Source organism: Stenotrophomonas sp. YJH_SMC_53 (assembly GCF_059369995.1).
In genome coordinates, this window is sequence record NZ_JCAFTF010000001.1 from 387,103 (window position 1) to 414,085 (window position 26,983).

Here is a 26,983-nt window from a genome sequence, read left to right on the forward strand (position 1 = left end):
ACTGCAGATGATTGTCTTCCCGTCGTATCGCTCCACCGCTTCCCGCCGCTCGATCCTCCCCTCACCCCTGGCCTCGGCCATTGTTGGCTCGCTGCTGATGGCCGCCGCTCTGCCGGCGCTGGCCCAGGACAGCAACGCAGACGCCTTGTCGCGTTACCAGTTCCAGCGCAGCCTGCAGGCCGCGTTTGCCGCACCGGTCCTCACCGCTTCGCCGTCGCTGGCCGTCGCCGCCGCCGATGTGGAAGTCGATCCGGAACCCATCATGGGCAAGCCGGGTGATGCCGCCAGCTGGCGCACCACCGAATTCAACAGCGACTGGGGCCTGCAGGCGATCAACGCCGATGTGGCCTACGCACGCGGCCTGACCGGCACCGGCATCCGCCTGGGCGTGTTCGACAGCGGCACCGGCCTGGACCACGACGAGTTCGCCGGCAAGGACCACCGCAGCATCCATCTGGCCGACGTGCTGGCCGATGGCAGCCTGTGCGCGCGCGAAGTGCTGAGTGGCCCGGACGCCTGCTTCGCCAGCGACGGTGACCAGGTGGCCGTGTCCTACCAGCTGCTCGACCCGGACTATGCCGATCTGCTGGAGCGCAATGGCTTCTACGAAGGCCTGAGCTACAACGTGCACGGTACCCACGTGTCGGGCACCATCGCCGCCAACCGTGATGGCAACGGCACCCACGGTGTTGCCTTCGGCGCCGACCTGAGCGTGGCCCGCCTGTTCTCCAACAGCGCCACCTACCTGTCGGTGGTGAATATCGGCGGTTCCCTGTATCTGGACGAACAGACCATCGCCGCCATCCAGGCCGACGATTCGATCTACCCGCAGCTGTATGCGCAGATGAACGAGCAGGGTGTGCGCGCCATCAACCACAGCTGGGGCCTGGCCAACGAGCCGACCACAGCGGAAGACCTGGACATGTACCAGTCGCACCCGGTGTTCGCCGCCAGTCTGGCTGCGATGGCCGAAGGTTCGCGCAGCAGCGGACTGATCCAGGTATGGGCCGCTGGCAACACCGATTCGCCCAACACTTCGCCGGAAGAAGCGCCGATTGCCGGCATGTATGCCTCGCTGCCGCGCGCCGTCGCCGACGTCGAGCCGTACTGGCTGGCCGTGGTCAACGTCAATCAGGACCTGGAGCTGAGCAACCGCTCGATGCGCTGTGGCCTGGCGGCGAACTGGTGCCTCGCCGCGCCCGGCTCGAACATCAACTCGACCGTGTACGGTCCCGATTCGGTGATCGAAGGTGATTTCTACGATGACAATGGCAACCTGGTGGTGGACATCATCAGCCAGACCCCGTCGTCCGATTACGAGGAACTGAGCGGCACGTCCATGGCCGCCCCGCACGTCACCGGCGCGCTGGGCCTGCTGTTCGAGCGCTTCCCGTACCTGGACAGCGCGCAGGTGCGCGACGTGCTGCTGACCACCGCCACCGACCTGGGTGCTGCAGGCGTGGACGATGTCTACGGCTGGGGCCTGATGAACCTGGCTGCGGCCGTCGAAGGCTACGGCTCGCTGCGCGTGGACACCGATGTGGTGATGAACCAGAAGGCCGGCGGCCTGAAGGTGTGGGAAGGTGATGCATGGGACGACTGGACCAATGACATCGGCGGCCCGGGCAAACTGACCAAGAGCGGCATCGGCTGGCTGCGCCTGAGCGGCGACAACAGCTTCAACGGCGCGGTGGTGCGCGAAGGCGTGCTGGAACTGGACGGCGTGAACACGCTGACCAGCGCCGTGGACGTGACCGGCGGAATCTTCCTGCTGAACGGCACCCTGCAGAACACAGCGCTGAACAGCCTGGGCGGCAGCAGCCGCATCACCGCCACCGGTGTGCTGGACGGCTCGGACCTGACCGTCACCGGTGGCGTGGTGTCCTTCAACGGCGTGCAGACCGGCGGCAGCACCTTCGTGGGTGAAAAGGGCACGCTGAAGGGCGTGGGCCAGCTGGGAAACACCACCGTGGCCGGCATCATCGCTCCGGGCAACTCCATCGGCACGCTCACCATCAACGGTGACTATGTGCAGACCGCCACTGGCGTGTACCAGGCCGAGGTGGCCCCGGGCAGCCGCAGCGACCAGCTGCACGTGACCGGCACCGCCACCCTGGGCGGCACCCTGGTGGCGCTGCCGGAACCGGGCACCTACTACCTGGGCGAGCAGTTCAACTTCATCCAGGCCGACGGCGGCGTGAACGGTCGGTTCGCCAGCACCGATTTCAGCGCCTTCTCGCCCTTCCTGCAGTTCGGCCTGGCCTACTCCGCCGCCGGCGCGCGCATTGAAGTGACCCGCGGCAACGCGCTGGCTACCGCGGCCACCACCGCCAACCAGTTGGCCGTGGCCACCGTGGTCGACGGTCTGGCGGTCAACCAGGGCCTGCCGCGTCCGCTGACCATGCTGTTCCCGGAACAGGTGGGCAGCGCACTGGACAGCCTCAGCGGCGAACTGCATGCCGCCACCAGCGCGGCCCTGCTGGAAGGCAGCCGCTACGTGCGTGATGCCGCGCTGGCCCGCCGTGCCGGTGCCGCTGCACCGGGTGCCGAAGGCGGCGACGCCACCGGTGTGTGGGTGCAGGCCCTGGCCGGCAGCACCACGCTGGATGGCAACACCAACACCGCCCGCACCGAAGCCAACAGCAACGGCCTGCTGGTCGGTGCCGACCGCGAGTTCGGCGGCTGGCAGGTGGGCGTGCTGGCCGGTACCGGCCGCACCGACGTGAAGCAGGGCGAAGGCCGCCGTGCGAGGTCGAAGGTGGACAACACCCACTTCGGCGCCTACGCCAGCCACAACTGGGGCGGTTTCGGCCTGCGTGGCGGCCTGGCATGGAGCGAACACGATGTGGACAGTACCCGTGAGCTGGCGTTCGCCGGTTACAGCGACACCCTGAGCGCCCGCTACGACGCGCGTACCCGCCAGGCCTTCATCGAAGCGGCCTACCGCTTCGGTGGCCGCGAGGCTGGCCTGGAGCCGTACGTGCAGGTGGCCCGCGTGGAAGTGGACACCAAGCACGTGAACGAGCGTGGCGGTGCTGCGGCCCTGCAGGGTTCGGTGGACGACGTGCGCACCACCCTGGCCACGGCCGGCGTGCGCTTCGACAAGGGCCTGAAGGCCTCGTTCCAGCAGGACAGCTGGTTGCACGTGCGCGGCGCGGTGGCGTACCGCCACGCCAGCGGCGACCGCAACCCGTCGGCCCGCCTGGGCTTTGCCACCGGCGGTGACAGCTTCGTGGTCAACGGTGCACCCATCGCCGACAGCGCGGTGGTGGCCGAACTGGGCCTCTCGGCCTGGCTGACCGCCAAGCAGCAGCTGGAACTGGGCTACAGCGGCCAGTTCGGCGACGAAAGCCGCGACCACGGTGCCAACCTGCGCTGGTCGGTGCGCTTCTAAGCCGCCGGTTACCGCAGGGAAACCAGGAGGGCGGCCGCAGGGCCGCCCTTCTTCGTTGCCGGCCCAGGTGTGGGTTGGCCCGTGCACGCCTACAATGGCGGCCCCCACGCCGTACCGGACCGCCCATGAAGAGCAAGCAGGAAATCGTCGACAACTGGCTGCCGCGCTACACCGGCGTTCCGCTGGACCAGTTCGGCCAGCATATCCTGCTGACCAATTTCGGCGGCTACCTGCACACCTTCTCCGCGCTGACCGGCGCCCCGGTCATCGGCCTGGACCGGCCGATGGCCAGCGCCACCATCGATGGCATCACCATGATCAACTTCGGCATGGGTAGCCCCAATGCCGCGATCATCATGGACCTGCTGTCGGCGGTGATGCCCAAGGCGGTGCTGTTTCTGGGCAAGTGCGGTGGCCTCAAGCGCAAGAACCAGCTGGGTGACCTGGTGCTGCCGATCGCGGCGATCCGCGGCGAGGGTACGTCGGGCGACTACCTGCCGCCGGAAGTGCCAGCCTTGCCGGCGTTTGCGCTGCAGCGTGCAGTCTCGACCATGATCCGCGACCTCGGCCACGACTACTGGACCGGCACCGTCTACACCACCAACCGCCGGGTCTGGGAGCACGACGAGGCCTTCAAGGAGCGGCTGCGGGCGATGCGCTGCATGGCCATCGACATGGAAACCGCCACCGTGTTCGCAGCCGGTTTCGCCAACCACATTCCCAGTGGCGCGCTGCTGCTGGTCTCGGACCAGCCGATGATCCCCGACGGGGTCAAGACCGAGGCCTCCGATGCCAAGGTCAGCTCCCAGTTCGTGGAAAACCATATCCAGATCGGTATCGAGGCGCTTAAGCTTATCCGGCGCAACGGCAAGTCGGTCCGCCACCTGCGCTTCGACGAATGATGATGATGGCCTGGCGCGGCGCGCCGGCCCTGGGGAGTAGGTGATGGACGTTGCCGCGCAAGTGGTGGATTTCTGGAAAGAAGCGGGCCCTGCGAAGTGGTTCGCCCGCGACGATGCGTTCGACGCGCAGTTCCGCCAGTTGTTCCTGGATGAGCATTTCGCCGCCGCTTCGCGTGGGCGTGAACACTGGCTGGGCAGTGCCGAGGGCGCACTGGCGCTGATGCTGCTGCTGGACCAGTTCCCGCGCAACTGCTTCCGCGGTACTGCCCATTCCTATGCTACCGATGGCCTGGCCCGGCACTACGCCATGCGCGCCATCGAGGAAGGCCTGGACCTGCAGCTGGTGCCGAAGCTGCGCGCCTTCATCTACCTGCCGTTCGAGCACTCCGAGGACCCGTTGGACCAGGACCGTTCGGTGGCGATGTTCGATGTGCTGGGCGACAAGGAATACCTGCAGTACGCCGAGCTGCACCGCGACATCATCCGCCGCTTCGGCCGTTTCCCGCACCGCAACGCCGTGCTGGGGCGCATTCCCTCGCCGGAGGAACTGGACTACCTGGCCGAAGGCGGATTCGCCGGCTGAAAAAAGGGGACGGAGGGGATTAAGTCGTTTATGCCACAAACGACTTAATCCCCTCCGTCCCCTTTTTTCCCGGGGGCCAGATCCGCTTCCCGCAGGAAAGGGCGCTGACCCCGCGCCGTCAATCAGTACTTCGGCACGCCGTTGTCGACGTCTTCCGACCAGGCGTTGATGCCGCCGGTCACGTTGAACACCTTGGTGAAGCCCAGGGCGCGGAACTGCTCGGCAGCCTGCGCGCTGCGGCCACCGTGGTGGCACATGAAGGCCAGTGCGGTGTCCTTCGGCAGGGCTTCCAGCGCGGCGCGGCCGTTGCCGTCGAAGGTCTTGAACGGCACGCCCACGGCGGCGATCTCACGTTCGTCGGCCGGGCGCACGTCCACCAGGGTGATGTTGCCGGCACGCACCAGGTCGTCGGCATCGCGCACGCTGATTTCCTGCACCGGCTTGGGCGCGTTCGGATTGTCGATGGCCAGGCCCTTGCCGCGGATGTCGTCCACCCAGTCGATGGTGATGCCGTTGGCGCGACGGGCGCTGGCCAGGTCGAACTGCACGCGCAGGCCATTGGACTCGGCAGCGATGGCGCCTTCGTCGTGCGGGGCCAGCTGGAAGTTCGGCTGGAAGCCGGCGTCGATGGTCAGCTGCAGGGCCGCGCCCGGGGCGTCGGCCAGCGCGCCCTTGAGCATTTCCACGGCCGCCGGGGTGACGGTGATGCTCGGTGGGGTACGGTCCGGTGCCGGCAGCCCCAGCACGCTGCTCAGCTCGCCGCTGGCGGCCATCTGCAGCACGATGTCGCTGCCGCCGACCAGTTCGCCGTCGATGTACAGCTGCGGGATGGTCGGCCAGTCGCCATAGGCCTTGATGCCTTCACGGATTTCCTGGTCGGCCAGCACGTTGACGTGGGCGAACTCGACGCCCAGGTCCTGCAGGGCGCCCACGGCCTTGGCCGAGAAACCGCACTGCGGCATCGACGGCTGGCCCTTCATGAACAGCACGACGCGGTTGGCGTTGAGGATGGATTCGATGCGCGAACGCAGGGCAGGATCGAGGGACATGGACGTCGGGGTTCCGGGAATTCGAACCATCAATTCTACCCCTCATGGCATCATGGGGGATGAGCAACGCAGGAACATTGCATCGCATCCCGACCCGGCCCTGGCGCTGGCTGCCCTGGCTGGTGGCGTCGCAGCTGCTGGTGATCCTGGTCTGGGCCCTGGCGGGCTGGCACTTGGGGCTGCCGCTGATGGTGGCCAGCCACGCACTGTTCATGGTGCCGGTGTTCCTGCCCAACAGTCGCTTCTATGCGCCGGTGCTGAGCCGGTTGCCGGATGTCGGCAACAGCGTCTGGTTGACCATTGATGACGGTCCTGGCCCGGAAACCCGTGCCGTGCTCGACCTGCTGGACCGCCACCAGGCCCATGCCACCTTTTTCCTGGTGGGCGAGCGCGCGCTGGCGCAGCCGGAGCTGGTGCAGGAGATCCTGCACCGCGGCCACGACCTGGGCAACCACAGCCACAGCCACCCGCAGGCGCGCTTCTGGCGGCTGGGCCCGGCGGCGATGCGCGCCGAGATCGAGGGTTGCCAGCACGCGCTGCAGGCGGTAAGCGGTCGCCCGGTGCGCTGGTACCGCTCGGTGGTGGGCATGACCAATCCGTTCGTGGCGCCGGTACTGCAGCGGCTGGGCCTGGTCCGGGTCGGCTGGAGCGCGCGCGGCTTCGACGGCATCGGTTGCACGACGCAGGGGGTGCTCGACCGCCTGCTGCCGGATCTGCGCCCGGGGGCCATCGTGCTGCTGCATGAGGGGGCCGCCCACGGCCACAACCTGGCGATCATCGAGGGCGTGCTGCAGGCACTGGACGAGCGCGGGCTGAAAGCGCGGCTGCCCGTCCCGTAACGCCGGCCCTGGTGATGTAGAGCAGCCGGGCATGGGCTCGGCTCTACAAGGGGGCGCTGCTGTAGCGCCCGAGCCGATGCTCGGGCGGCGGTGTGAAGCACCGGAAAAACGTCGCAGCGCAGCTCTACAGCGCGGGGCGTTCGGCCACCAGCAACCAGCTGTTGAATGGCGTGCGCCCATGCAGGGGACGCGGCGCCGTCACCTGCAATCCGGCCTCGGCCAGTGTCGCTTGCAGCACGTGCGGGTCGGGGTAGTGGCGCGGCCGCGTGCCCATCCAGCCGACCAGCCAGGCCAACCGGTCCGCCACCCGCGTGGTGCGGTCGCGACCATCGCCGGTGGCCAGCGGCGTGCGCAGCAGCAGACGGCCGCCGGCGGCCACCCGCGCGCTGGCCGCACGCAGCAATGCCAGTTGTGGGCCCGCGTCCAGGTACTGCAGCACATCCAGCAACAGGACGTGTCCAGGCTGCGCCGGCAGTGGCGCCTGCACGTCCAGGCAGTCGAAGCGCACAGCGTGCAGCCCGGCGGCGGCACGCTGGGCACGGATGATCTTGCCGGCATCCACGTCCACGCCGAGGTAGGGGTGGGTGCCGCTGCGCTGGCGCAGCACGTGGGCGAACAGGCCCAGCCCGCACCCCAGGTCCAGCAGGGGTTGCCCGTCGTCGGGCAGATGCTGCAGCACGCCGTCATACAGCGGGTCGCTGCCGAGCTTGCCGCGGGTGTAGTAGTAGTCGCGGCGGCTGCCCCAGGCCCGAGCCGGGCGGAACGCTTCGGCGATCGCGCGGGCCTGCGGGGCGGTCAGCGGTGTGCAGGGCAGGGGCGGGCCGTTCCGTGGCGTACCATCCATCGTGTCAGTCCGTGCCACCGAGCAGGTGTGCGGCGACCGGCAGCGCGCGCGCGCTCCACAGTGCGTACATCCGCGCCGACGGGTGCAGGCCGTCTTCGGCGATCATTGCCGGGTTGTCACCCTGGTCACGGCTGATGTCGGTGATGTCGACGAAGGCCACGTCCTGCTGGGTGCTGATCACCTCGGCCGCTGCGTTGAACTCGTCGGTCTCGATCTCGATGGTGGCCAGGTCGCGGCCGCTGCCTGCACCGAACGGCGTCGCGCCCCAGTCGGGGAAGGACAGCACCAGCACACGCCCGGGGCGGCCCCCGGCAAAGCCGATCGCCCGCTGAAGCAGGGCCTGGAACTGTACGCGGTACTCGTCCAGCGGACGGCCGCGGTACTGGTTGTTGACGCCGATCAGCAGGCTGACGAAATCGAACGGACCCTGGGGTGCGGCCGCATCGATGCCGGCGTCCAGCTCGTCGGTGGTCCAGCCGGTGGTGGCGATGGTCTGAGGGTCGGCCAGCGCCACATCCTGCGCACGCAGGGCGGCGGCCAGCTGGTGCGGCCAGCGGCCTTCGACGGCAACGGCTTCTCCGACGGTGTACGAGTCGCCCAGCGCCAGGTAGGAAAGCACCACCGCTCAGGCCACCGAACGGCGCGGCTTCAGCGGCACGACCTTGGTCGCGTCCTCGGCACGCCGGGCCAGCACGCGGTCGATGCGGGCGAACACATCGCGCATCACCGAGGCTTCCGGCAACAGGGTCACGCGGAAATGATGGCGGTAGGGCACGTTGAAGCTGGAACCCGGTACCACCAGCACGCCTTCGGTGTTCATCAGGTCCAGCGCGAAGTTGTGGTCGTCAAAGCCCTTGGCAGCGGCACCGACCACGGCCGGGAACGCATACAGCGCACCGGCCGGCGCGACCAGCGACAGGTGCTCGCTGGCTTCGCAGGCGTCGATCACCGCACGGCGGGTTTCATACAGGCGGCCACCCGGGGTGCACAGTTCGGAGATGGTGTCCGGGCCGTTCACTGCGGCCTCGATGGCGTACTGGCCCGGTACATTGGCGCACAGGCGCAGCGCGCCCAGCAGGTCCAGCGCGGCGCGGAAGTCGCCCAAGCGCGCGTCGTCGCCGCTGAGGTGGGCCCAGCCCACGCGCCAGCCGCAGGCACGGTGCACCTTGCTCAGGCCGCTGAAGGTCAGGCACGGATGGTCGCCGGCCAGCGGCGCGACCGGCTGGAACACCGCATCGTCGTACAGGATCTGGTCGTAGATCTCATCGACCAGCAACAGCAGGTTGTGGCGTCGTGCGATCTCGACCACGCGCTCCAGCAGTTCACGCGGGTAGCTGGCGCCGCTGGGGTTGTTCGGGTTGATCAGCACGATGGCGCGGGTGCGTGACGACACCAGTGTCTCGATCTCGCTCGGGTCCGGCTGGAAGCCGTTTTCGGCGGCGCAGCGGTAGTACACCGGTCGGCCATCGTTGAGGATGGTGGAGGCCGACCACAGCGGGTAGTCCGGCGACGGCACCAGCACCTCATCGCCCGGATTGAGCAGTGCGCGCAGCGACAGGTCGATCAGCTCGCTGACACCGTTGCCGACGAACACGCGGTCCGGGTGTGCATCCGGTGCGCCGCGGCGGGCGTAGTAATCGGCGATGGCTTCACGCGCCACCGGCAGGCCCTGCTGGTGGGTGTACGGGTCGGTGCGGCCCATGTCGTCGGCGATCGCGCGCTGCAGGTGCTCGGGTGCGCGGAAACCGAAGTTGCCCGGGTTGCCGATGTTGAGCTTGATCAGCTTGCGGCCCTGCGCCTCCAGCTCCCGCGCTCGCCGGGCCAGTTCTCCGCGGATCTCGTAGCGCACTTCGGAAAGGCGCTCGCGGATGGCCAGGGGCTTGGGCGAAAGGGTGGACATGGGGGCTGGGCCGTCAAAAGGCATGGGGATTCCATCCTACCGGAATTGCTGCAGTGCATGGCAACGGCTCCGCGCCTGCCATTGCTGGGCTGGCCGGGGGCCGTCACAGGTAGAATGGCGGCGATGACCCAGACCCCCGATTTCATCGCCCTGCAGACCATCGGCTGGCCCTGGCCGGGCCCGGCGCAGCAGGCCGACTGGCAGGCCATGATGGCCGCGCACCCGCAGGCCCGCCCGGCGCGGGTGATCGAGCAGCACCGGACCCATTACGTGGTGGCCGATGGCCCGGATGCGGCGATCAAAGCGGAGTCACTGCCGGAATGGCAGCGCCCGCGCTTCCCCAGCCACGAGCGGCCTGCAGTGGGCGACTGGGTGCTGCTGGACGGCATCCGCATCGTTGCGCTGCTGCCGCGTCGCACCGCGATCAAGCGTGGCGCGGCGGGCGAGCACTACCACCAGCAGGTGATCGCAGCGAACATCGATACGGTGTTCATCGTTTGTGGCCTGGATGCCGACTTCAATCCGCGCCGCATCGAGCGCTACCTGCTGCTGGTCGGCGGTGGCGGCGCCGAACCGGTGGTGGTGCTGACCAAGGCCGACCAGACCGAGTACAGCGAGGATGCGCTGGCGGTGCTGGAAGAACTGGAGATGCAGGGCATCGCGTTGCATGCGATCAACGGCCTGGATGCCGACAGTGTGGCGGTGCTGCAACCGTGGCTGGGCCCGGGCCGCACGGTGGTGCTGGTGGGCTCCTCCGGTGCCGGCAAATCCACGCTGACCAACACCCTGCTCGGCGAGCAGCGGATGAAGACCAACGCGGTGCGTGCCAACGATTCGCGCGGTCGCCACACCACCACCCATCGCGCGTTGATGCCGCTTCCGACCGGCGCCTGCCTGATCGACACCCCCGGCATGCGCGAGCTGAAACCGACCGGCGAAGAAACGCTGTCCGAAGGTGGCTTCGCCGACATCGAAGCGCTGGCCACGCAGTGCCGTTTCAACGACTGCAAGCACCAGCAGGAACCGGGCTGTGCTGTCCGCGCAGCGATCGACGCTGGCGAGATCGAAGAGAGCCGGCTGCTGAACTACTTCAAGCTGAAGGAAGAAGTGGCTGCCGCTGCCGCCAAGCTGGCGGTGCGCCAGGCCGAGACCGCGCAGGAACGTGGCGGCAGGAAGGGCAAGGGCCAGCAGTTCCGCCCGGCCGGAAAGCCGCGTAGGCGCTGACAGTGCGGCCGAGCGTGGGCTCGGCTCTACAAGAGATGCATCCCGGGACACCCTGTAGCGCCCGAGCCAACGCTCGGGCGGCGGCGCGCAGCGCCGGACATGGCAGGGCGCTATAGTCCGCGCATGGAACCGACCGCGACGCTGGACCGTGAGGTGGCCCACCATGCAGCGCTCGATGCGCGCCTGGTCGAGGCCGTGGGAGGCATCCGCCTGCTGGGGCTGACCAGCTGGCCTGCCACGCTGCAGGCCCCGTTCCTGGACAGCGTGGCACGTGGCCAGCCGGTGCTGCCGAAGGTGGATTACCCACGGCTGGACTTCAGCGAAGAACGTCGCGCGCTGGCTGCGATCGCCGCTGACTGCGACGACAGCCATCCGCTGGGCCACTACGTGCGCCAGTCGGCACAGAGCTGGGACCTGGCCGCGCAGCTGCTTGAGGGGCTGGGCACTGCCGCCGTCGATACCTGTTCGGTGCAGTTGTTCGGCGCGCCCGAGCAGCCGTTGCCAGGCAATGGCCCGAGCACGCGCGAAGCGGCGCGTCACTTCATCCAGATTGCTGCCGAACTCGATCACGAACTGCTGGCGCCGGAAGAGCAGGTGCCGGTCTCGGCCATTGCCCTGCAGCTGCAGCTGCAGAATGACCTGGATGCATTCTTCGAATCGCGCATCATCCAGGTGCAGCTCGATCCAGAGCTGGTGTCCAAGGCCGCTGCCGGACCGACCCGCATCCGCCTGCGCACCAGTGCGCGCTTCAGTGCCTACGACCGCGCGCAGCTGTTCCACCACGAAGCGCTGGTGCATTCGCTGACCGCCTTGAATGGCCGCGAACAACCGGTGCTGCCCAGCCTGGCGTTGTCCTCGCCGCGGGTGACGGCCACCCAGGAAGGGCTGGCGACGTTTGCCGAGCAGATCACCGGCAGTATCGACATCGAGCGCCTCAAGCGCATCAGCCTGCGCACTGAAGCGATTGCGATGGCACGCGAAGGCGCCGACTTCATCGAGGTATTCCGCTACTTCTGCGACGCGGGGCAGAACGCCGAAGAGAGTTTCGCCTCGGCGCAGCGCGTATTCCGCGGCGTACCGCCCCGTGGTGGCCTGGCCTTCACCAAGGACACGGTGTACCTGCGCGGCCTGGTGTCGGTGCATACCTTCTTCCGCCACATGCTGGCCGAGGACCGCCTGCAGGTCTGCCGCTGGTTGTTCGCGGGCAAGATGAGCCTGGCCGATGCGATCGCGTTCGCGCCGCTGTTCGAGGCGGGGGTGCTGAAGCCACCGCGCTGGCTGCCGCACTGGGTGAGCCGGGCGAACGGCCTGGCCGGCATGCTGGCGTTCTCGCTGTTCGCCAACCGGATACGGATGGACCAGCTGGCGCCGGAATGAAAGGCGTTGGCGGGATGAAGCGCTGGCGCCTTGATTGATATCGCTGGGCGGCGGTGGGACACCCTGTCCAGGACACGCCGTAAACCCCGCTTCGCGGTCCGGCCCAGCCGCTGGCGGCTGGGCGTTCGGGCGCTTGCGAAGCAGTGCTTCGCAAGCAAAGCGCCCTCACCCATGGGGGCTCGATCGGCGCATCCATGCGCCTCACGGTCCTGGCCAGGGGGTCCCACCGCCGCCAGACAGATTCCCGCGCGGGCGGCAGCACATCACCGCACCGAAGGGATTGCGCTTGAAAATCTTGAAAAGCAAAGAGCCGGGCAATGCCCGGCCCTTTGCTTTTGCTCTTCTTTGTCCTCCGCACCGTGGCGCGGGAAACCGTCGAGCAGGGTCGGATGGGCCGGCGCAGGACCGTTGGCGCCATGGATGGCGCCATCGAGCCCCCATGGATGGGTTTACGGCGTGTCCTGCGCCGGCCCATCCGGCCCTGCCCCGCAGCGGTAATCAAGACGCCGCGGGGCAACGCTTTCGATTTAGAACTCCGCCGCCACCGTCATGAACAGCTGCCGCGGTGCGCTCGCATGGATCGCATAGCGCGTGCCCTTCGGATCGGTCGGTGCGAACGAGCTCAGCTGGCCGGCGTAGCGCTTGTTGGTCAGGTTGGTCGCATTCAACGACACCCGAACGTTGCGCAGGCCCAGGCCCGGGCCGAAGTCGTAGCCTGCACCGGCGTCGAAGGTGGTCACGCCCGGCACCGACTGGTCGTTGGTGTAGGTGTAGTAGCGCTTGCCGGTGTACTTGGCACGCAGGCTGGCGAAGAAGCCATCGCGGTTCCAGCTGATCTCGCTGGAGGCCATGCGCTGCGGCGTATCCACCGTGATCTTGCCGGCCACCGGCACGATCGCGCCGCCCGAGGTGTAGTCATCCTCGTAGGTGGTCTTGTTCCAGGACAGCGCGTTGTACCACTGCAGGCCGTCGATCGGCTTGAGGATGAAGGTCAGTTCCGCGCCGTGGCTCTTCACCGAACCGACATTGATGAAGCGCGTTACGCACTCCGGACGCGTGCCGACTTCGATGCTGGAACACGGGTTCAGCGACAGCAGGCGGTTGTCGAACTTCACGTTGTAGGCCGCGATCGAGGCCTGGTACTTCTCGCCGAAGGTACGGAAGCCGGCTTCCAGGCTCTTGGACTTCTCCGGCTCCAGGCCGGCGCTGGCCGCGAACGATTCCGGCGACACCTGCAACGGGCCACCGCTGCCGCCACCGACGAAGGCGGCGATGTTCTCGGCGTACGAGGCGAACAGTTCATTGTTGGCGTTGAGCTTGAAGCCCAGGCCCACCTGCGGCAGCACCGACTTCTTGGCGGTCAGCGTGCCCGAAGCGATGCTGGTTTCCACGCCCGGCTGGGCGGTGGCGCGCATGCGGGTGTTCGGGCTCTTGATGCCCACGTCCACGGTCAGGCGCTGGTCGAGGAAGCGCATGCGGTCCTGCACGTAGAACTGGCGCGTGCGGATGTCGAAATCCTGGTTGAACAGCAGGCGGTCCGGGTTCTTCAGGTACAGGTCGTCCAGGAACGGGCCGCTGATGTAGTAGAAGTTGCGCGACACGTTATGGTCGTTCTGCTCGTACCACAGGCCGGCCTCCAGTTCGTGGATGCCCACCGTCCACGACAGCGCGGCGGTCACACCATCGCGGTTGATCGTGTAGTTGGTGCTGCGGATCGAAATCGGCAGCATCCTGTCGGTGCCCGGGTAGGACGGCTGGCCCGGTGCCCACCAGTGGCCCTGGCCACGGTTGTCGTGGTGGTAGGCCAGCAGCTTCAGGCGACCCTGCTCGCCCAGGCGCAGGTCGGCATCGACCGAATAGAGGTTGTCGTCGCGAAGTGCACGGCTCTGGTAGTACGCATCGTCGATGCTGTTGACGCCGCCGCTGAACCTGCAGCGCGCCTTGTTGTAGGTGCCCGGCGCGCAGTACGCAGCAGCGACGGCGCGGTCCCAGTCCGGTGCGTAGATGTTCCAGTCATAGCCCAGGCCGCGGGCCAGCATGTCCTTGGACAGGTAGGCGTAGTTGGCCTGGCTGGCGCGCGAGGTCGCCACGAACGCACCGAAACGGTGGTCGCCGATATTCCACACGGCCTTGGCGTTGAACTGGCGGGTGGTCTGGTTCTGGTACGGCGCGGCCCACATGTCCTGGTCCTGGTGCACGCCGGACACATAGGCCGAGAAGCCGTTGAGGTCGCCGGTGTCCACGCGCAGGTAGCCACGGCGCTGGTTGTTGTCGCCGACGGTGACGCTGGCGCGGCCACCGAATTCAGTGGACGGGTCCATCGAGAAATACTGGATGGTGCCGCCCAGGTTGCTGGTCGAAGCCACGCCCAGCGAACCGATGCCCTGCGACAGCTCGGCACCGGCCAGGTTCTCGGCAATGATCGCGCGGGCAATGCTCAGGCCGTTGTAGTTGCCGTAGCTGTTGTCACCCAGCGGGATGCCGTCCAGCGTATAGCCGAGGCGGCTCTTGTCGAAGCCGCGCAGGCTGATGGTCTGCGATTCTTCGTTCGCGCCGAAGGCATCGTTGGACTGCACCGACACGCCCGGGAGGCGGTCGAGGATTTTCTGGCCACTGGTGCCCGGCGGCAGCACCTGCTTGTCGACGGTGGTGATGCGCTGCACCTGGCGGGTCTCGCCCTGGCCGATCACGGAGACGGTATCCAGCGTCTGCGCGCTCAGCGCGGCATCGGTGCTGGCGCCGGTATCGGCGGTGGTGGCAGCATGGGCGCTGGCGGCGGCGGAGAGCGCGATCGCCACGGCGATCGTCAGGTGTCGGGTCTGCATGGTGGTCCGTTGCATGGGGGGTGGTCACCGGCACGCGTGCGCGGTGCATGGCCACTATGCGAACGGAACATGAAACCTTCTTTACGAAAAACCAACGAACGACGCAGGGCACCCGCACATGTCCCGCAGCCGAATGAAAAAGGGGCCGGATTCCCCTCGCGAACGAAGGTTCACCGGCCCCGCGCACTCCGTGGGGGAGGGCTCAACCCATGTACAGGCCACCGTTGACCGGATAGTCGGCGCCGGTCACGTACGAGGCTTCATCCGAGGCCAGCCACGCGCACAGGCCGGCCACTTCCTCGGGGCGGCCGAGGCGGCGCACCGGCACCGATGCGGCCAGCCGATCCAGGACGTCCGGCGGGAAGCTGCTGATCGCCTGGCTGGCGATGTAACCCGGCGACAGCGTGTTGACGGTAACGCCGCGCGAGGCCACTTCGGCGGCCAGTGCACGGCTGAAACCGTGCATCGCGGCCTTGGCGGTGGCGTAGTTCACCTGGCCGATCTGGCCCTTGTGGGCGCTGACCGAACCGATGTTGATGATGCGGCCCCAGCCACGCGTGGCCATCCCATCGACCACCTGCTTGGTCAGGTTGAACAGCGCATTGAGGTTGGAGGCGATCACCGCATTCCAGTCTTCCACCGTCATCTGCCGGAACAGCAGGTCGCGGCTGCCGCCGGAGTTGTTGACCAGCACGTCCACTTCACCGACTTCTGCGCGGACCTTGGCGAACGCGGCGCTGGTCGAGGCCCAGTCGGTGGCGTTGCCTTCGGAGGCGATGAAGTCGAAGCCCTGTTCGCGCTGCTCGCGCAGCCAGTTGGCCTTGCGCGGCGAGTTCGGCGCGCAGCCGGCAACCACGGTGTGGCCGCTGCGGGCCAGGCTCTGGCAGATGGCAGTGCCGACACTGCCCATTCCACTGGTGACGTAAGCGATTCGAAGCGTCATTGCAGAAGGCTCCTTGGCAAAGGGTCAGGCGGCGAGGGGGTAAAGGCCGAACAGCAGGCTGCCGATCATCAGCAGCATCGAGATGGCGATGGCCCACTTCAGGGTGAACTTCTGGTGGTCGGCGAATTCGACCTTGGCCAGGCCCACCAGCAGGTAGGTGGAGGGCACCAGCGGGCTGAGCAGGTGCACCGGCTGGCCGGCCAGCGAGGCGCGCGCCATTTCCACCGGGGTGATGCCGTAGTTGCCGGCGGCCTCGGACAGGATCGGCAGCACGCCGAAGTAGAACGCGTCGTTGGACATGAAGAAGGTGAACGGCATCGACGCCACGGCGGTGATCACCGCCAGGTACGGGCCCCACGACTCCGGAATCACCGCCAGGAAGCTGTGTGACATCGCCTCGACCATGCCGGTGTTGTTGAGGATGCCGGTGAAGATGCCCGCAGCGAAGATCAGCGACACCACCGACAGCACGTTGCCGGCATGGTTGACCACGCGGCGGCGCTGCTCGGCCAGGTTCGGGTAGTTGATCACCAGGGCGATGGCGAAGCCGACCATGAACAGCACCGGCATCGGCAGCACGCCGATGATCAGCGCGGTCATCAGCGCCACGGTCAGGGCCAGGTTGACCCACAGCAGCTTCGGACGCTTGATGTCCTCGGCGTCTTCCACGGTCGGCAGCGGATTGCTGTCATCGGACACGCTGTTGTCCATCCAGCTGCCGCCCTTGGGCAGGGTCACCACGCCAAGGCGACGGCGTTCCTTCAGGCCCAGGTACCAGGCCAGCAGCAGCACGCCGGCACAGGCGATCACCATCGACGGGATCAGCGGCACGAACACATCGGCCGGGTCCACGTGCAGCGCGGTGGCCGCGCGTGCGGTCGGGCCGCCCCACGGGGTCAGGTTCATCACGCCGCCGGCCAGGATGGTCACGCAGGTCATGTTCAGCGCGTTCATGCCGAGGCGCTGGTACAGCGGCAGCATCGCCGAGACGGTGATCATGTAGGTGGTCGAACCGTCGCCATCGAGCGAGATCAGCATCGCCAGCACCGCAGTGCCAAGCACGATCTTCATCGGGTCGCCCTTGACGAAGCGCAGGATCACCCTTACCAGCGGATCGAACAGGCCGGCGTCGATCATCACCCCGAAGTAGAGGATGGCGAACATCAGCATCACGCCGGTCGGCGCGATCTTCTTGATGCCCTCCAGCATCATCTCGTCGATGCCGGCACCGAAGCCGCCGATCAGCGCGAACAGGATGGGAATGGTGATCAGGGCCACCAGCGGCGACAACCGCTTGCTCATGATCAAGTACATGAATGTAATGACCATGCCAAAGCCGAGGATGCTCAGCATCATCTGCGGACTCCTTGCGAAAACAGGATGTGGGGGAGTGGAAGGGGGCCGGGTGGTTTGCCCGGCACAGCTGGCTTAGAAGTCGTACTGCAGGCGGCCAGTGACCGCGCGCGTGCGGTCCACCGTGACCCCGGCCAGGCGGTCGCGGTTGCGGCTTTCGATCACGTTGAGCATGAAGCGCAGGTTGTCGCGCAGGTACCAGTTGCCACCCAGCGTCCAGGCTTCGGTGCTGCCACGGCGCAGGTCCGGCGCGCCATCGAGGTGCTGCGCGCCCCACATCTGGTCGTAACGCAGCGCTACTTCGAAGGCCCCAGCCTTGTGGCGGATGTCCTTGACCCGTGCGAAGCGGCCGGTCTTGCGGTCGTAGGCACGGCTTTCGCCGGTGACGAACCAGCTGAGCATGCCGTAGGCCGCCATCACGTCGCCGCGCTGGGCGCCGTCATCGAAGGTGGCGCCACTGAACTCGCCCTGCCACGACAGCGGGCCGCGCACCTGCGCGTATTCCAGCGACCACTTGTTGACGTCGGTATCGCGGCCGGCGGAGAAGTCGACCAGGGTCAGGCGGCTGTTGTCGGACAGGTGGCCGGCCGGGCGCGGACGGATGCGCAGGCCGGGCACGCCGTTGGCACCCGGGTTGTCGTAGGCCTCGCGGGCCAGCGACAGGCCCAGGTGCAGCACGTCACCGTCGCTGGGCGTGGGCGCCCAGGTGACGCGACCACCCGCCGCGCGGCCCTTCACCTGCCAGGCGTCGATGCTCTCCAGGCTGTAGAGGCTGGCCGCCCAGGTGAAATCCCCCGGATTGGCCTGCCAGGACGCACCCAGGCGGTACAGCGGCGCCAGCGTGGTGCCGGCGTTGCCGCGCTCCAGGAAGCTGCCGTAGTTGGAGCTGGTACGGTCATCCAGCGAGAAGTACTGCTTGAACTGGCCGACGGTCAGCTTGCCGGCCTCGCCGAAGCTGCGTGCCAGGTAGACATCCTTGGCCTCGACGCGGTCGCCGGAGAAGTCGGCTTCCAGCTTGTAGTCGACCACGAAGAACTTGCCGGACACGTCCAGCCAGGCGCGACGGATCTCGGTGTCGTCCTTGTTCGGGGTGCCGCGGTTGTCGTTGTCGAAGGTGGCGAAGTCCAGGTGCAGGCGGCCACCGAGGGTGGCGGTGACCGGGCGGTCGTCTTCGGCAGCGAAGGCCGGCGCCGACAGGGCAGCCAGCGCCATCATGGCGGCAGGACGCCGCCAGGCAAACGTGAATTCCACAAACCCTCCCAGGTGCGCGCCAGGCGCGCGGCAATCGTGGGCACCGGACGGTGCGCGGCCGCAGTCTGGGTCGGGCAAGCTGTCATCGTCCTGTCAGTGGTTTGTGCGGTGCAGCGTAAACGACCGCCGGGCACCGCCCTGTGCTACCCATGCGATGTATCCCGGTAGCGCCGGTCCATGACCGGCGGGCGGACCCGGCGGCATGCGGTAGCATTCGGTTCCCCTCCCACCCGTGTGCCCATGCGCCTGCTGCTGGTCGAAGACAACCCGGATCTGGCCGATGCGATCATCCGCCGGATGCGCCGCAGCGGGCACGCCGTGGACTGGCAGGCCGATGGCCTGGCCGCCGCCAGCGTGCTGCGTTACCAGAGCTTCGACCTGGTGGTGCTGGACATCGGCCTGCCCAAGCTCGATGGCCTGCGCGTGCTGGCCGGCATGCGCGAGCGCGGTGACAGCACGCCGGTGCTGATGCTGACCGCGCGCGATGGCATCGAGGATCGCGTGCAGGCGCTGGATGTCGGTGCCGACGATTACCTGGGCAAGCCGTTCGATTTCCGCGAGTTCGAAGCGCGCTGCCGCGTGCTGCTGCGGCGTGCGCGTGGCCAGGCCAGCGAAGTGGTGCAGATCGGCGGCTTCCAGTTCGACAACGCTGCGCACCGGGTCAGCCTCGACGGCGAACCGATCGAACTGCCCAACCGCGAGTACCGCCTGCTGGAGATCCTGGTCGGGCGCCTCGGCCAAGTGGTCGGCAAGGATGAGATCGGCAACGGCCTGTTCGGTTTCGATGACGAAGCGGGCCCGAATGCCATCGAGTTGTATGTTGGTCGCCTGAGAAAGAAGCTGGCGGGCGCACCGCTGCGCATCACCACGGTGCGCGGTGTCGGCTATCTGCTGGAGGCCAGCGATACCCATGCCGACGCCGATGGCTGACGCGCGCGCTGCGACTGCGGCGCCGGGTTCGCTGCGGCGCACGCTGCTGCTCTATCTCGGCGTGCTGCTGGCGGTGTTCGCGGTGGCCCTGCTGTTCGCCGCACGCGATTACGGCCAGCGTGCCGCCAACCGTTCCTACGATCACCTGCTGGTGGCCTCGGCACTGTCCATCGCCGATTCGGTGGCGCTGGTCGATGGGCAGTGGCAGGTCGATCTGCCGTATGCGGCGCTGGACCTGCTGGCGATGGCGCCGGAGGACCGCGTGTTCTATCGCGTGGCTGACAGCCGCGGCACGCTGATCACCGGCTACGGTGACCTGCCGGCACCGCCGCGCCGGCCCGGTACCCAGCCGCAGCTGTTCGATGCCACCTACAGCGGCGAGACCGTGCGCTTCGTGGTGGTCGGCCGCAGCTTCGCCGCTGCCTCGGCGCAGGGCGAGGTGCAGGTCCAGGTCGGCCAGACCCGGCGTGCGCGTGAAGCGGTCGCGCAGGACATGGTCAATCGCGCGTTGCTGGCGATCGGCGTGCTGTCCGGGCTGCTGCTGGCACTGGTGGCGTTCGGCGTGCATCGCGCATTCCGGCCGCTGGTGCGGGTAGAGCGCGAGCTGTCGCGACGGGAGCCGTCCGACCTGAAGCCGCTGGATGCCCGCGTTCCGCGCGAGATGGACCAGATGGTGGCGGCGCTGAACCGCTTCATGGAACGCCTGTCCAGCAGCAACGAGACACTGCGCGCGTTCATGGCCGAGGCTGCGCACCAGATGCGCACGCCGCTGGCGGCATTGCGCGCACAGGCACAGCTGGCGCTGGATGATGACGATCCGGAGGACATGCGGCGCAGCCTGCAGGCGATCGAGCGCAACGCCACCCATATGAGCCGGCTGCTGAACCAGCTGCTCAGCGATGCCAGCGTGATCCATCGTTCGCATCTGCAGCGCTTTGCAGCGGTGGACCTGGCCGAGACCGTGCACCAGGCCCTGCATGAAGCGCTGCCGCAGGCCGGTCCGGCGCCGCGCGTGCAGTTGGCGATGACCGCCGAACCGGCATTGGTGCACGGCGATGCGCTGCTGCTGCGCGAGGCGATCAAGAACCTGGTCGACAACGCACTGAAGTACGGCGGTGACGGCGACTTGCAGATTGCCCTTACCGTGGAAGGCGAGCAGGCCGTGCTGACCATCGCCGACCACGGCGCGGGCATCGCCCCGGCCGATGCCGAGCGCGTATTCGAGCGTTTCGCCCGTGGCGAAGGCGCGCCCTCAGGTGGTGCCGGGCTGGGCCTGGCCATCGTCAAGCGCGTGGTCGACAGCCATGGCGGCCGCATTGACCTGAGCAACCGCCCGCAGGGCGGGCTGGTCGCCACCATCCGCCTGCCCCGGAGCAGTCCATGATCCGCTTGTTCGCCACGACTGTTGCGCTGCTGCTGGCCCTGCCGGTGTTGGCCGCGCCCGGCGATGTGCGCCGTTTTCCCGCACAGGGAGCGGCCACCGCTCAGCTGCGCATCCACGGCACCACCGACATCGAAGTGTTCGCGGTGGTCATCGCCGACTACCAGCGCCTGCACCCCGGCACCGAGGTGGTGTACGAGGACATCATCACCCAGGACCTGTACGCGCGCTACCTGCACGACCGTGCCGGGCCGGCATCGCCGGACCTGCTGATCTCCAGCGGCATGGACCTGCAGACCAAGCTGGTCAACGATGGCCATGCGCTGCCGCATCGCTCGGCGCAGACCGCGGCGCTGCCGGCGTGGGCGCAATGGCGCAGCGAGGCGTTCGGCATCAGCTACGAGCCGGTGGTGATGGTCTACAACACCCGCGCACTGCCGGCGGCTAATGTGCCGCACACGCGCCGCCAGCTGCTGGACCGGCTGCGTGCTGAAGGTGCACCCCTGCGCGGCAGGGTCGGCACCTATGACATCGAGCGCAGCAGCGTCGGCTACCTGTTGGCGACCCAGGACGCGCAGCGCGGCAGCATTGCCGGCGCGCTGCTGGGCGCGCTCGGCGACAACGACGTGGTGCGCGAGGAGCGCACCGGCGTGCTGCTGGACCAGGTGGCCAGTGGCCAGCTGTCGCTGGTCTACAACGTGCTTGGCTCCTACGCGCAGGCGCGCGTTGATGCCGGCGCGCCGCTGGGCATTGTGGAGCCCGAGGACTACACGCTGGTGGTGCTGCGTACCGCAGTGATCCCGCGTACCGGCCCACACCCGGAAGAAGCCCGGCGCTTCCTTGACTACCTGCTGTCGCCACGCGGCCAGCAGGTGCTGTCGCGCGAGGCACGGCTGATGCCGATCGTGACCGGCAACGCGCGCGGCGATGATGCGCCGGGCCGCAGCCGCCGCCCGATCCAGCTGGGTCCGGGCCTGCTGGTGTATCTGGACGCGCTCAAGCGTCGCCAGTTTCTCGATGCCTGGCGCAGCAGCGTCGAGCCGGCCGGGCGCTGAGGCGGCGACCTGCCCGTACAATGGCGGTATGAGCGAATACACCATCCTGATCGCCGATGACCACCCGCTGCTGCGTTCGGCGGTGGTGCAGTCCTTGCGGCAGAGCCTGCCGTTGGCACAGGTGCGCGAGGTTGCGAGCGCCGAGGCATTGGCCGAGACGCTCGACGCGCAGCCGGACGTGGACCTGGTGCTGCTCGACCTGACCATGCCTGGCGCGCACGGCTTTTCCGCGCTGCTGCACGTGCGTGGCTCGCATCCCGACATTCCGGTGGTGATCCTATCGTCCAACGACCATCCGCGGGTGATCCGCCGTGCCCAGCAGTTCGGCGCGGCCGGCTTCATCCCGAAGTCGGCCCCGGCCGAGACCATCGGCGAGGCCGTGCAGGCGGTGCTCGATGGTGGCCTGTGGTTCCCGGCGATGGCCGCCGAGCGTTCTGAGGCCGATGCACTGCTGGCCAGCCGCCTGGCGCAGCTGACCCCGCAGCAGTTCCGCGTGCTGCTGTGCCTGGCCGATGGCCTGCTCAACAAGCAGATCGCCTACGAGCTGGGCCTGGCCGAGAACACGGTGAAGGTGCACGTCACTGCCATCCTGAAGAAGCTCGAATGCCATAGCCGCACGCAGGCGGCGGTGCTGGTGAAGGCGCTGGAACCGGAAGGCGACCCGCGGGCAGGGATGGATGGATGACCAACGCAGGGCGTTCAGACGGGGATCTTCTGTCTGGCGCTGTCGTCAGACAAGGACCTCTTCAACGAAGATCGAAAGCTGATCGTCCGTCAGCGCATCGCCGCTGCGCACGTGTACCGAATAGCGGACCGGCAGTTGGTCCAGCGGTACCCTGAGTGTGTCGACATACTGGACGTGGCCTTCTCTTGAAAGAAATTTCAGTTCGGACTTGGACAACTCGCGGGTTGACTGCCTCGCGCCATCCGACGAGTAGGAAGAGACAAGCACCGAGGCCGGAAATGAAGTGCAGCGAGTGGTGCAGGAAATGTGGACTCGCATTGAGCGGAAGTAGACGAAACTCCGCTTCCATTCATTCTCTTCAAAGGTTTCTGACAAGAGGACTGGTTCTTGCACAGTAAGTGACTGCTTGTGAACTGCTCGGAGTCGAAAGTTGATCCCGGTGTGTCGCTCGTATTGACGCAGTGTGCGCTGTGAGCCCAGTCCATAAACTCCAAAATTTTCCATCTCAGATCCCGTAGGAAGGCCGACCAGAGCGAGTGTCTTTCGTAGCGCCGCGCTGGAACGATCTTCGAGTGGTTGAAGGATTAATTGCCGCTGATCGAATTCATCGCTGGGTCTGTGGAGAATATGAATCTGTTCTCGTACCCTGCGCCGAGATTCTCAGATGTTTCGGCATAGCTGTAGGTGGGAGAGGATGTGTCTGATGCAAGTCTTTGACCCCAGGCCTCATGGTCTGCATTGCTTCTGGCTTGAGCGATGCCGATGCAGATGCTAAGGCCGCATGACAGGCGCTCAAGTAGAGCGTCATCACCCATTGCGCGGGTTATTGAGGATCGATAGTGCTTGGCTAGATCCTGTGCTTCGGTGCTGGAAGCAGCGTCCGCGGTCAAGCGGTCGATCGCGTCTGAAGTGCTTCTGCCGGAGCGTAGGAGCTCCTCGGACACTTGGCTTGAGATTCCGCCCTCGAATATGAGTGCGGATTCTGACTGAAGATGCTCGATTGATGATGCTGCGCGATGTAAGGTCGTTGCCGAGTTGTCTGTTTCTGGTCGCGTAGCCAGTGGCTGTGTGTTGAGATTGCTCGATCTCGCTTGATCGATTTTTGCGTCTGCCTCGGTTCTGTCAAGGTTGGTGTTGGTATTTGACGCTCTGTGCTCGGTACATCCTGTGCAGCACATACATAGCAGTATTGCGGTGATCAGACATGAGAGTTGCATGATGGAGCTGGGTGCATGATTGGAGCTCACGGTGAATCCTCGGTCTCGGGCGGTCGCTGTCAATCAATAGGACAATCAAAAGGACCATTGCAGTCCGGTGGTCGGGTTGTCTGGAACACTGTCCTTACGCGTCCGCCACAGCAGTCGGTGACTTTCCAGGCTCCAGCAGTGTCAACATTGACGACACAGCTGTTTGTGCAGCGATATCTGACACCATTGAAGGTCGTTTCACTCTCCGCATTTGCTTCGCCGGTTGCCAGTGTCAGGCCAGCTGCAAGAAAAACGCTACCAAGAGAACGCTTGTCCATTCTTCGCCTACGATGTGGTCGGCCGATCGGCCGGGAACTAGATATTCCCCACTTCGGCAGCGCCGGTCTGTCAGGGGACTGCTTGTCTTTACTCGGAGTTTGTCCCTGCCTTACGCATCTACGCCGGCATCTCGCTCTTTTCACTCTGCGGATCTCACGTGAAGGAACGAGGGGGGCGGTATGGGATCAGCCGGGCGCGAACCCGCCCGTGCACTAACACGGCGACGCCCGCGTGGCCGAGCCGTCCTAGCCCCGATGCCGCAACAGCATCTGCGTCATCAATGCCCGCAACGCGGGCGGTCGCACCGGCTTGAGCAGGAAGCCCCAGCCGTTCTCGGCAGCATGCGCTTTCAGTGCCTCATCACGCTCGGCGGTCACCAGGATCACCGGCGGCCGCGCCTTCCACAGCGTGCACAGCGCTTCATACAGGTCCGGTCCGTGCCATTGCCCCATGCGCACGTCCAGCAGCAGCAACTGCGGCACGTTCAATGCACTGGCGATTTCCAGAGCACCCTGCGGACCGTCGGCAAGTTCCACCTGGCAACCCCAGCGCTCCAGCAGCGCACGGGTCGCCGCACAGACGTGGGGATCATCGTCGATGCTCCACACCCGGCACTTTCGCAGTGGGCTGTCGTCGGAGGGTTCGCTCGCGATGACCGGCGCTGCGGCAGGTGCGATCACATCGTCGGCGCGCCCGAGTGCTACGCTCACGGCGAAGACGCTGCCCTTGCCCAGTGTAGAGCGCAGGCTGATGCGGTGGCCGAGCAGGCGGCCGATGCGTTCGACGATGGCCAGGCCCAGGCCGGCGCCACGTTCCTGTTCCACGCCGTCGTTCAGCCGGCGGAACTCCTCGAAAATCTCACCCTGCAGGCTTTCCGGAATGCCCGGGCCCTGGTCATGCACTTCAATGCGCAGTTGATCGCCTGCACGCCGGCAGCCGATCAGCACACGCCCACGTGGGGTGTAGCGCAACGCGTTGGACAGAAAATTCTGCAGGATCCGCCGCAGCAGGGCTTCGTCGCTGACCACCACTGCGCGGGTATCCACCCAGTCAAGCTGCAGACCACGGCTCTGGGCGGCGATGCCGAACTCGCGCGCCAGGGTCTCCAGCAGCGGAGAAAGTGCAAACGTGCGCACGCGGACCTGCAGCGATCCTGATTCCAGGCGCGAGATATCCAGCAGGCTGTTGAGGATCGCGTCCTGCGCCGCCAGCGCGGCATCGATATGATCGGCAGTCTGCTGCTGCGCCGGGTCGCCCAGCTTGCCGCGCAGCACCGAGACGAACATGCGCGCAGCGTTGAGCGGCTGCAGCAGGTCGTGCACCGCCGAGGCGACGAAGCGGGTCTTGTAGCGGTTGGCCTGCTCGGCCTCGCGCCGCGCCTCGTCCAGGTCACGGGTGCGCTCGGCGATGCGGTGTTCCAGCGCATCGGCCAGCGAGCGCAGTTCGCGCGCCGCATTCTTGTAGCTGGTGATGTCCGCATAGCTGGTGACGAAGCCGCCATCAGGCAGGGGATTGCCGCGGATCTCCAGCACCGTGCCGTCGTCCTTTTCGCTCTCGCGCATGTGCGGGCGGCCACTGCGCAGGTGGTTCAGGCGGCGCTCGATGGCCTCGTCCACCGGGCCGGGACCGAGCAGGCCACGACGGGCATTGAAACGGAATAGTTCCTCGATCGGCCGGCCCACGCGCACCAGGTCTGCCGGGAACCGGAACAGTTCCAGATAGCGCGAATTCCACGCGACCAGGCGCAGGTCGCGGTCGATCACCACCACACCCTGCGGCAGGTGTTCGAGGCTGCGGCTGAGACCACTGTCGGCGTCGGTGGCGGCCTGCAGCAGGCCATCCTGTGCGGTGCGCAGCTCCTGTGCGTGCTGCTTGAGCAGGGTTTCCAGTTCGCGGCGGCTGCGCAGGCGATGCTTGGCCAGGCGCCTGCGCTGCTGCACGAACAGCACCAGGAAGCCCAAGGCCAGCCACGCGGCACCGCCGGTCAGGGCGGCCGCGCGACCGGCAGCAGTAGCGGCGCCGGCGTCGTGCAGCAGGTGCAGGTTCCAGCCCTCGGCGGGCAGCGCCAGGCTTTGCCACAGCATCGGCTGCGGCAGCGCAGGATCCAGCAGCCGCACCATGCGGCCGCCATCGGACAGCACGTCTTCGGTACGTGCACGCAAGGGCTGCAGGGCACGGTCGGCGTACTGACGTGCATCGAGCATTTCGCGGCGCTCACCGGCACGCAGCGGACGCAGCAGCCGGTAGCGCCAGCTGTCCCGGTTGGACAGGAACACGACGTCATGGTCGTCGCTGGCCAGCACCACGTCCGGGCTGCTCAACCATTCCTGTTCCAGCGCGGACAGCTCGACCTTGATCACCACCACGCCGAGCCGCTTGCCGTCATCCTCGATGGCCTGCGAAAGGTAATAGCCGGGCACGCCGGTAGTCATGCCGATGCCGTAGAAGCGGCCACGGCCCTGCGCCAGCGCCTGGCGGTAGTAGGGGCGGTAGCTGTAGTTCTCGCCGACGTTGCTGGTCGGTTGGTCCCAGTTGCTGGCCGCCACCGCCACACCATCGTGGCCGACCAGGGTCAGGGTCGAGGCCCGGGTGACTTCATTGGCACGTTGCAGCTTCAGGTTCAGTCGCTGCCGTTCGCCGGGCGAGGGCGGCACACGCAGTGCGTGCAGCAGATCCGGATCCAGCGCCATGACCTGCGGCAAGGTGCCGAAGCGGTCGATGCGCTGTTGCAGGCCCTGGCCATACAGCTGCAGCTGGCGTTGCACCTGGCTGCTTTCGTCGCCGAGCGCGCGCCGCCAGGCGTAATGGCCAGCGGCGACCGCGCACAGCACGGTGCCACCGACCATCACCAGGATCGTCAGCAACAGCATCCGGTGGCGGCTGAGCCAGTACATGGCGGCAGTCTACGCAGGGCCGGCGGGC

The 26,983-nt window shown here is 67.0% G+C and carries 20 protein-coding genes; 10 read left to right on the forward strand and 10 right to left on the reverse strand.

Annotation, left to right across the window (positions count from 1 at the left end; all coding sequences use genetic code 11):
- Positions 1–7: 7 nt before the first annotated feature.
- The 3 genes from AC5P7X_RS01800 to AC5P7X_RS01810 all read left to right on the forward strand — a co-directional run bounded on the left by AC5P7X_RS01800 (position 8) and on the right by AC5P7X_RS01810 (position 4,879).
- The gene (locus AC5P7X_RS01800; protein WP_070490521.1) at positions 8–3,394 is read left to right on the forward strand and encodes an autotransporter domain-containing protein; all 3,387 of its coding nucleotides are present in this window, start codon (positions 8–10) and stop codon (positions 3,392–3,394) included.
- Between the two features lie 125 nt (positions 3,395–3,519).
- Positions 3,520–4,296: an AMP nucleosidase gene (locus AC5P7X_RS01805; RefSeq protein ID WP_005419211.1), complete on the forward strand. Its 777-nt coding sequence runs from the start codon at positions 3,520–3,522 to the stop codon at positions 4,294–4,296.
- Positions 4,297–4,339: 43 nt separating this feature from the next.
- On the forward strand, positions 4,340–4,879 hold the full coding sequence (locus AC5P7X_RS01810) for a DUF924 family protein (protein WP_005419210.1): 540 nt from the start codon (positions 4,340–4,342) through the stop codon (positions 4,877–4,879).
- A gap of 122 nt (positions 4,880–5,001) precedes the next feature.
- On the opposite strand, the gene grxD is transcribed toward AC5P7X_RS01810, so the two are convergent.
- Complete coding sequence (gene grxD / locus AC5P7X_RS01815; protein WP_065185372.1) at positions 5,002–5,928, reverse strand: Grx4 family monothiol glutaredoxin; 927 nt, start codon at positions 5,926–5,928, stop codon at positions 5,002–5,004.
- 59 nt (positions 5,929–5,987) lie between these two features.
- Here grxD and AC5P7X_RS01820 point away from each other — a divergent pair, with 59 nt between their 5' ends.
- Entirely contained in the window at positions 5,988–6,767 is a 780-nt protein-coding gene (locus AC5P7X_RS01820) for a polysaccharide deacetylase family protein (RefSeq protein WP_070489840.1), read from the forward strand.
- A gap of 124 nt (positions 6,768–6,891) precedes the next feature.
- Here the strand turns inward: AC5P7X_RS01820 and AC5P7X_RS01825 are convergent, their stop codons facing one another.
- From AC5P7X_RS01825 to AC5P7X_RS01835, 3 genes are read right to left on the reverse strand one after another with little or no spacing between them, the layout of a single operon-like run.
- Positions 6,892–7,611 carry a methyltransferase domain-containing protein gene (locus AC5P7X_RS01825; RefSeq protein ID WP_053501002.1) on the reverse strand — a complete coding sequence of 240 codons (720 nt, stop codon included), beginning with the start codon at positions 7,609–7,611 and terminating at the stop codon, positions 6,892–6,894.
- A gap of 4 nt (positions 7,612–7,615) precedes the next feature.
- Positions 7,616–8,233, reverse strand: coding sequence for an SGNH/GDSL hydrolase family protein (locus tag AC5P7X_RS01830; RefSeq protein WP_329843325.1), 618 nt, complete (start codon positions 8,231–8,233; stop codon positions 7,616–7,618).
- 3 nt (positions 8,234–8,236) lie between these two features.
- On the reverse strand, positions 8,237–9,511 hold the full coding sequence (locus AC5P7X_RS01835) for a pyridoxal phosphate-dependent aminotransferase (RefSeq protein WP_053501004.1): 1,275 nt from the start codon (positions 9,509–9,511) through the stop codon (positions 8,237–8,239).
- A 114-nt stretch (positions 9,512–9,625) separates the two neighbouring features.
- Here AC5P7X_RS01835 and rsgA point away from each other — a divergent pair, with 114 nt between their 5' ends.
- Together rsgA and AC5P7X_RS01845 are read left to right on the forward strand one after the other, a co-directional pair.
- Positions 9,626–10,735: a ribosome small subunit-dependent GTPase A gene (gene rsgA / locus AC5P7X_RS01840; RefSeq protein ID WP_053501006.1), complete on the forward strand. Its 1,110-nt coding sequence runs from the start codon at positions 9,626–9,628 to the stop codon at positions 10,733–10,735.
- Positions 10,736–10,858: 123 nt separating this feature from the next.
- The gene (locus AC5P7X_RS01845; protein WP_053501008.1) at positions 10,859–12,112 is read left to right on the forward strand and encodes a flavohemoglobin expression-modulating QEGLA motif protein; all 1,254 of its coding nucleotides are present in this window, start codon (positions 10,859–10,861) and stop codon (positions 12,110–12,112) included.
- 527 nt (positions 12,113–12,639) lie between these two features.
- On the opposite strand, the gene AC5P7X_RS01850 is transcribed toward AC5P7X_RS01845, so the two are convergent.
- From AC5P7X_RS01850 to AC5P7X_RS01865, 4 genes are all read right to left on the reverse strand, one after another.
- Positions 12,640–14,937 carry a TonB-dependent receptor gene (locus AC5P7X_RS01850; RefSeq protein ID WP_346608100.1) on the reverse strand — a complete coding sequence of 766 codons (2,298 nt, stop codon included), beginning with the start codon at positions 14,935–14,937 and terminating at the stop codon, positions 12,640–12,642.
- Between the two features lie 202 nt (positions 14,938–15,139).
- A complete protein-coding gene (gene phbB / locus AC5P7X_RS01855; RefSeq protein ID WP_005419193.1) occupies positions 15,140–15,880 on the reverse strand; it encodes an acetoacetyl-CoA reductase in 741 nt (246 codons plus the stop codon).
- A gap of 24 nt (positions 15,881–15,904) precedes the next feature.
- Positions 15,905–17,233 carry a CitMHS family transporter gene (locus tag AC5P7X_RS01860; protein WP_005419191.1) on the reverse strand — a complete coding sequence of 443 codons (1,329 nt, stop codon included), beginning with the start codon at positions 17,231–17,233 and terminating at the stop codon, positions 15,905–15,907.
- A gap of 75 nt (positions 17,234–17,308) precedes the next feature.
- Positions 17,309–18,448, reverse strand: a complete 1,140-nt coding sequence (locus AC5P7X_RS01865; RefSeq protein ID WP_070489913.1) for an OprO/OprP family phosphate-selective porin — start codon at positions 18,446–18,448, stop codon at positions 17,309–17,311.
- Between the two features lie 276 nt (positions 18,449–18,724).
- On the opposite strand from AC5P7X_RS01865, the gene AC5P7X_RS01870 reads away from it, so the two are divergent.
- Genes AC5P7X_RS01870 through AC5P7X_RS01885 form a run of 4 tightly spaced genes read left to right on the forward strand, consistent with a single transcriptional unit; the run spans position 18,725 to position 22,535 of the window.
- On the forward strand, positions 18,725–19,414 hold the full coding sequence (locus tag AC5P7X_RS01870) for a response regulator transcription factor (RefSeq protein ID WP_005419188.1): 690 nt from the start codon (positions 18,725–18,727) through the stop codon (positions 19,412–19,414).
- A complete protein-coding gene (locus AC5P7X_RS01875; protein ID WP_495214390.1) occupies positions 19,407–20,798 on the forward strand; it encodes a sensor histidine kinase N-terminal domain-containing protein in 1,392 nt (463 codons plus the stop codon). The genes AC5P7X_RS01870 and AC5P7X_RS01875 overlap by 8 nt, the downstream gene beginning before the upstream one ends.
- On the forward strand, positions 20,795–21,850 hold the full coding sequence (locus AC5P7X_RS01880; RefSeq protein ID WP_253136558.1) for an ABC transporter substrate-binding protein: 1,056 nt from the start codon (positions 20,795–20,797) through the stop codon (positions 21,848–21,850). Before AC5P7X_RS01875 ends, AC5P7X_RS01880 begins: the two co-directional genes overlap by 4 nt.
- A 28-nt stretch (positions 21,851–21,878) precedes the next feature.
- The gene (locus AC5P7X_RS01885; RefSeq protein WP_069139222.1) at positions 21,879–22,535 is read left to right on the forward strand and encodes a response regulator; all 657 of its coding nucleotides are present in this window, start codon (positions 21,879–21,881) and stop codon (positions 22,533–22,535) included.
- Positions 22,536–22,580: 45 nt separating this feature from the next.
- Here the strand turns inward: AC5P7X_RS01885 and AC5P7X_RS01890 are convergent, their stop codons facing one another.
- Positions 22,581–22,910, reverse strand: coding sequence for a hypothetical protein (locus tag AC5P7X_RS01890; protein WP_495214359.1), 330 nt, complete (start codon positions 22,908–22,910; stop codon positions 22,581–22,583).
- 1,396 nt (positions 22,911–24,306) lie between these two features.
- Complete coding sequence (locus AC5P7X_RS01895) at positions 24,307–26,955, reverse strand: hybrid sensor histidine kinase/response regulator (RefSeq protein ID WP_053500414.1); 2,649 nt, start codon at positions 26,953–26,955, stop codon at positions 24,307–24,309.
- Positions 26,956–26,983 lie beyond the last annotated feature (28 nt).

What these genes read in the sequence shown, in the direction of transcription:
- AC5P7X_RS01810 (WP_005419210.1), top strand. Translation starts at nt 4,340, where the DNA reads ATGGACGTTGCCGCGCAAGTGGTGGATTTCTGGAAAGAAGCGGGCCCT.
- AC5P7X_RS01870 (WP_005419188.1), top strand. Translation starts at nt 18,725, where the DNA reads ATGCGCCTGCTGCTGGTCGAAGACAACCCGGATCTGGCCGATGCGATC.
- AC5P7X_RS01860 (WP_005419191.1), bottom strand. Translation starts at nt 17,233, where the DNA reads ATGCTGAGCATCCTCGGCTTTGGCATGGTCATTACATTCATGTACTTG.
- AC5P7X_RS01875 (WP_495214390.1), top strand. Translation starts at nt 19,407, where the DNA reads ATGGCTGACGCGCGCGCTGCGACTGCGGCGCCGGGTTCGCTGCGGCGC.
- rsgA (WP_053501006.1), top strand. Translation starts at nt 9,626, where the DNA reads ATGGCGGCGATGACCCAGACCCCCGATTTCATCGCCCTGCAGACCATC.
- AC5P7X_RS01835 (WP_053501004.1), bottom strand. Translation starts at nt 9,511, where the DNA reads ATGTCCACCCTTTCGCCCAAGCCCCTGGCCATCCGCGAGCGCCTTTCC.
- AC5P7X_RS01825 (WP_053501002.1), bottom strand. Translation starts at nt 7,611, where the DNA reads ATGGATGGTACGCCACGGAACGGCCCGCCCCTGCCCTGCACACCGCTG.
- phbB (WP_005419193.1), bottom strand. Translation starts at nt 15,880, where the DNA reads ATGACGCTTCGAATCGCTTACGTCACCAGTGGAATGGGCAGTGTCGGC.
- AC5P7X_RS01865 (WP_070489913.1), bottom strand. Translation starts at nt 18,448, where the DNA reads ATGATGGCGCTGGCTGCCCTGTCGGCGCCGGCCTTCGCTGCCGAAGAC.
- AC5P7X_RS01850 (WP_346608100.1), bottom strand. Translation starts at nt 14,937, where the DNA reads ATGCAGACCCGACACCTGACGATCGCCGTGGCGATCGCGCTCTCCGCC.
- AC5P7X_RS01805 (WP_005419211.1), top strand. Translation starts at nt 3,520, where the DNA reads ATGAAGAGCAAGCAGGAAATCGTCGACAACTGGCTGCCGCGCTACACC.
- AC5P7X_RS01820 (WP_070489840.1), top strand. Translation starts at nt 5,988, where the DNA reads ATGAGCAACGCAGGAACATTGCATCGCATCCCGACCCGGCCCTGGCGC.
- AC5P7X_RS01895 (WP_053500414.1), bottom strand. Translation starts at nt 26,955, where the DNA reads ATGTACTGGCTCAGCCGCCACCGGATGCTGTTGCTGACGATCCTGGTG.
- AC5P7X_RS01885 (WP_069139222.1), top strand. Translation starts at nt 21,879, where the DNA reads ATGAGCGAATACACCATCCTGATCGCCGATGACCACCCGCTGCTGCGT.
- AC5P7X_RS01800 (WP_070490521.1), top strand. Translation starts at nt 8, where the DNA reads ATGATTGTCTTCCCGTCGTATCGCTCCACCGCTTCCCGCCGCTCGATC.
- AC5P7X_RS01845 (WP_053501008.1), top strand. Translation starts at nt 10,859, where the DNA reads ATGGAACCGACCGCGACGCTGGACCGTGAGGTGGCCCACCATGCAGCG.
- grxD (WP_065185372.1), bottom strand. Translation starts at nt 5,928, where the DNA reads ATGTCCCTCGATCCTGCCCTGCGTTCGCGCATCGAATCCATCCTCAAC.
- AC5P7X_RS01880 (WP_253136558.1), top strand. Translation starts at nt 20,795, where the DNA reads ATGATCCGCTTGTTCGCCACGACTGTTGCGCTGCTGCTGGCCCTGCCG.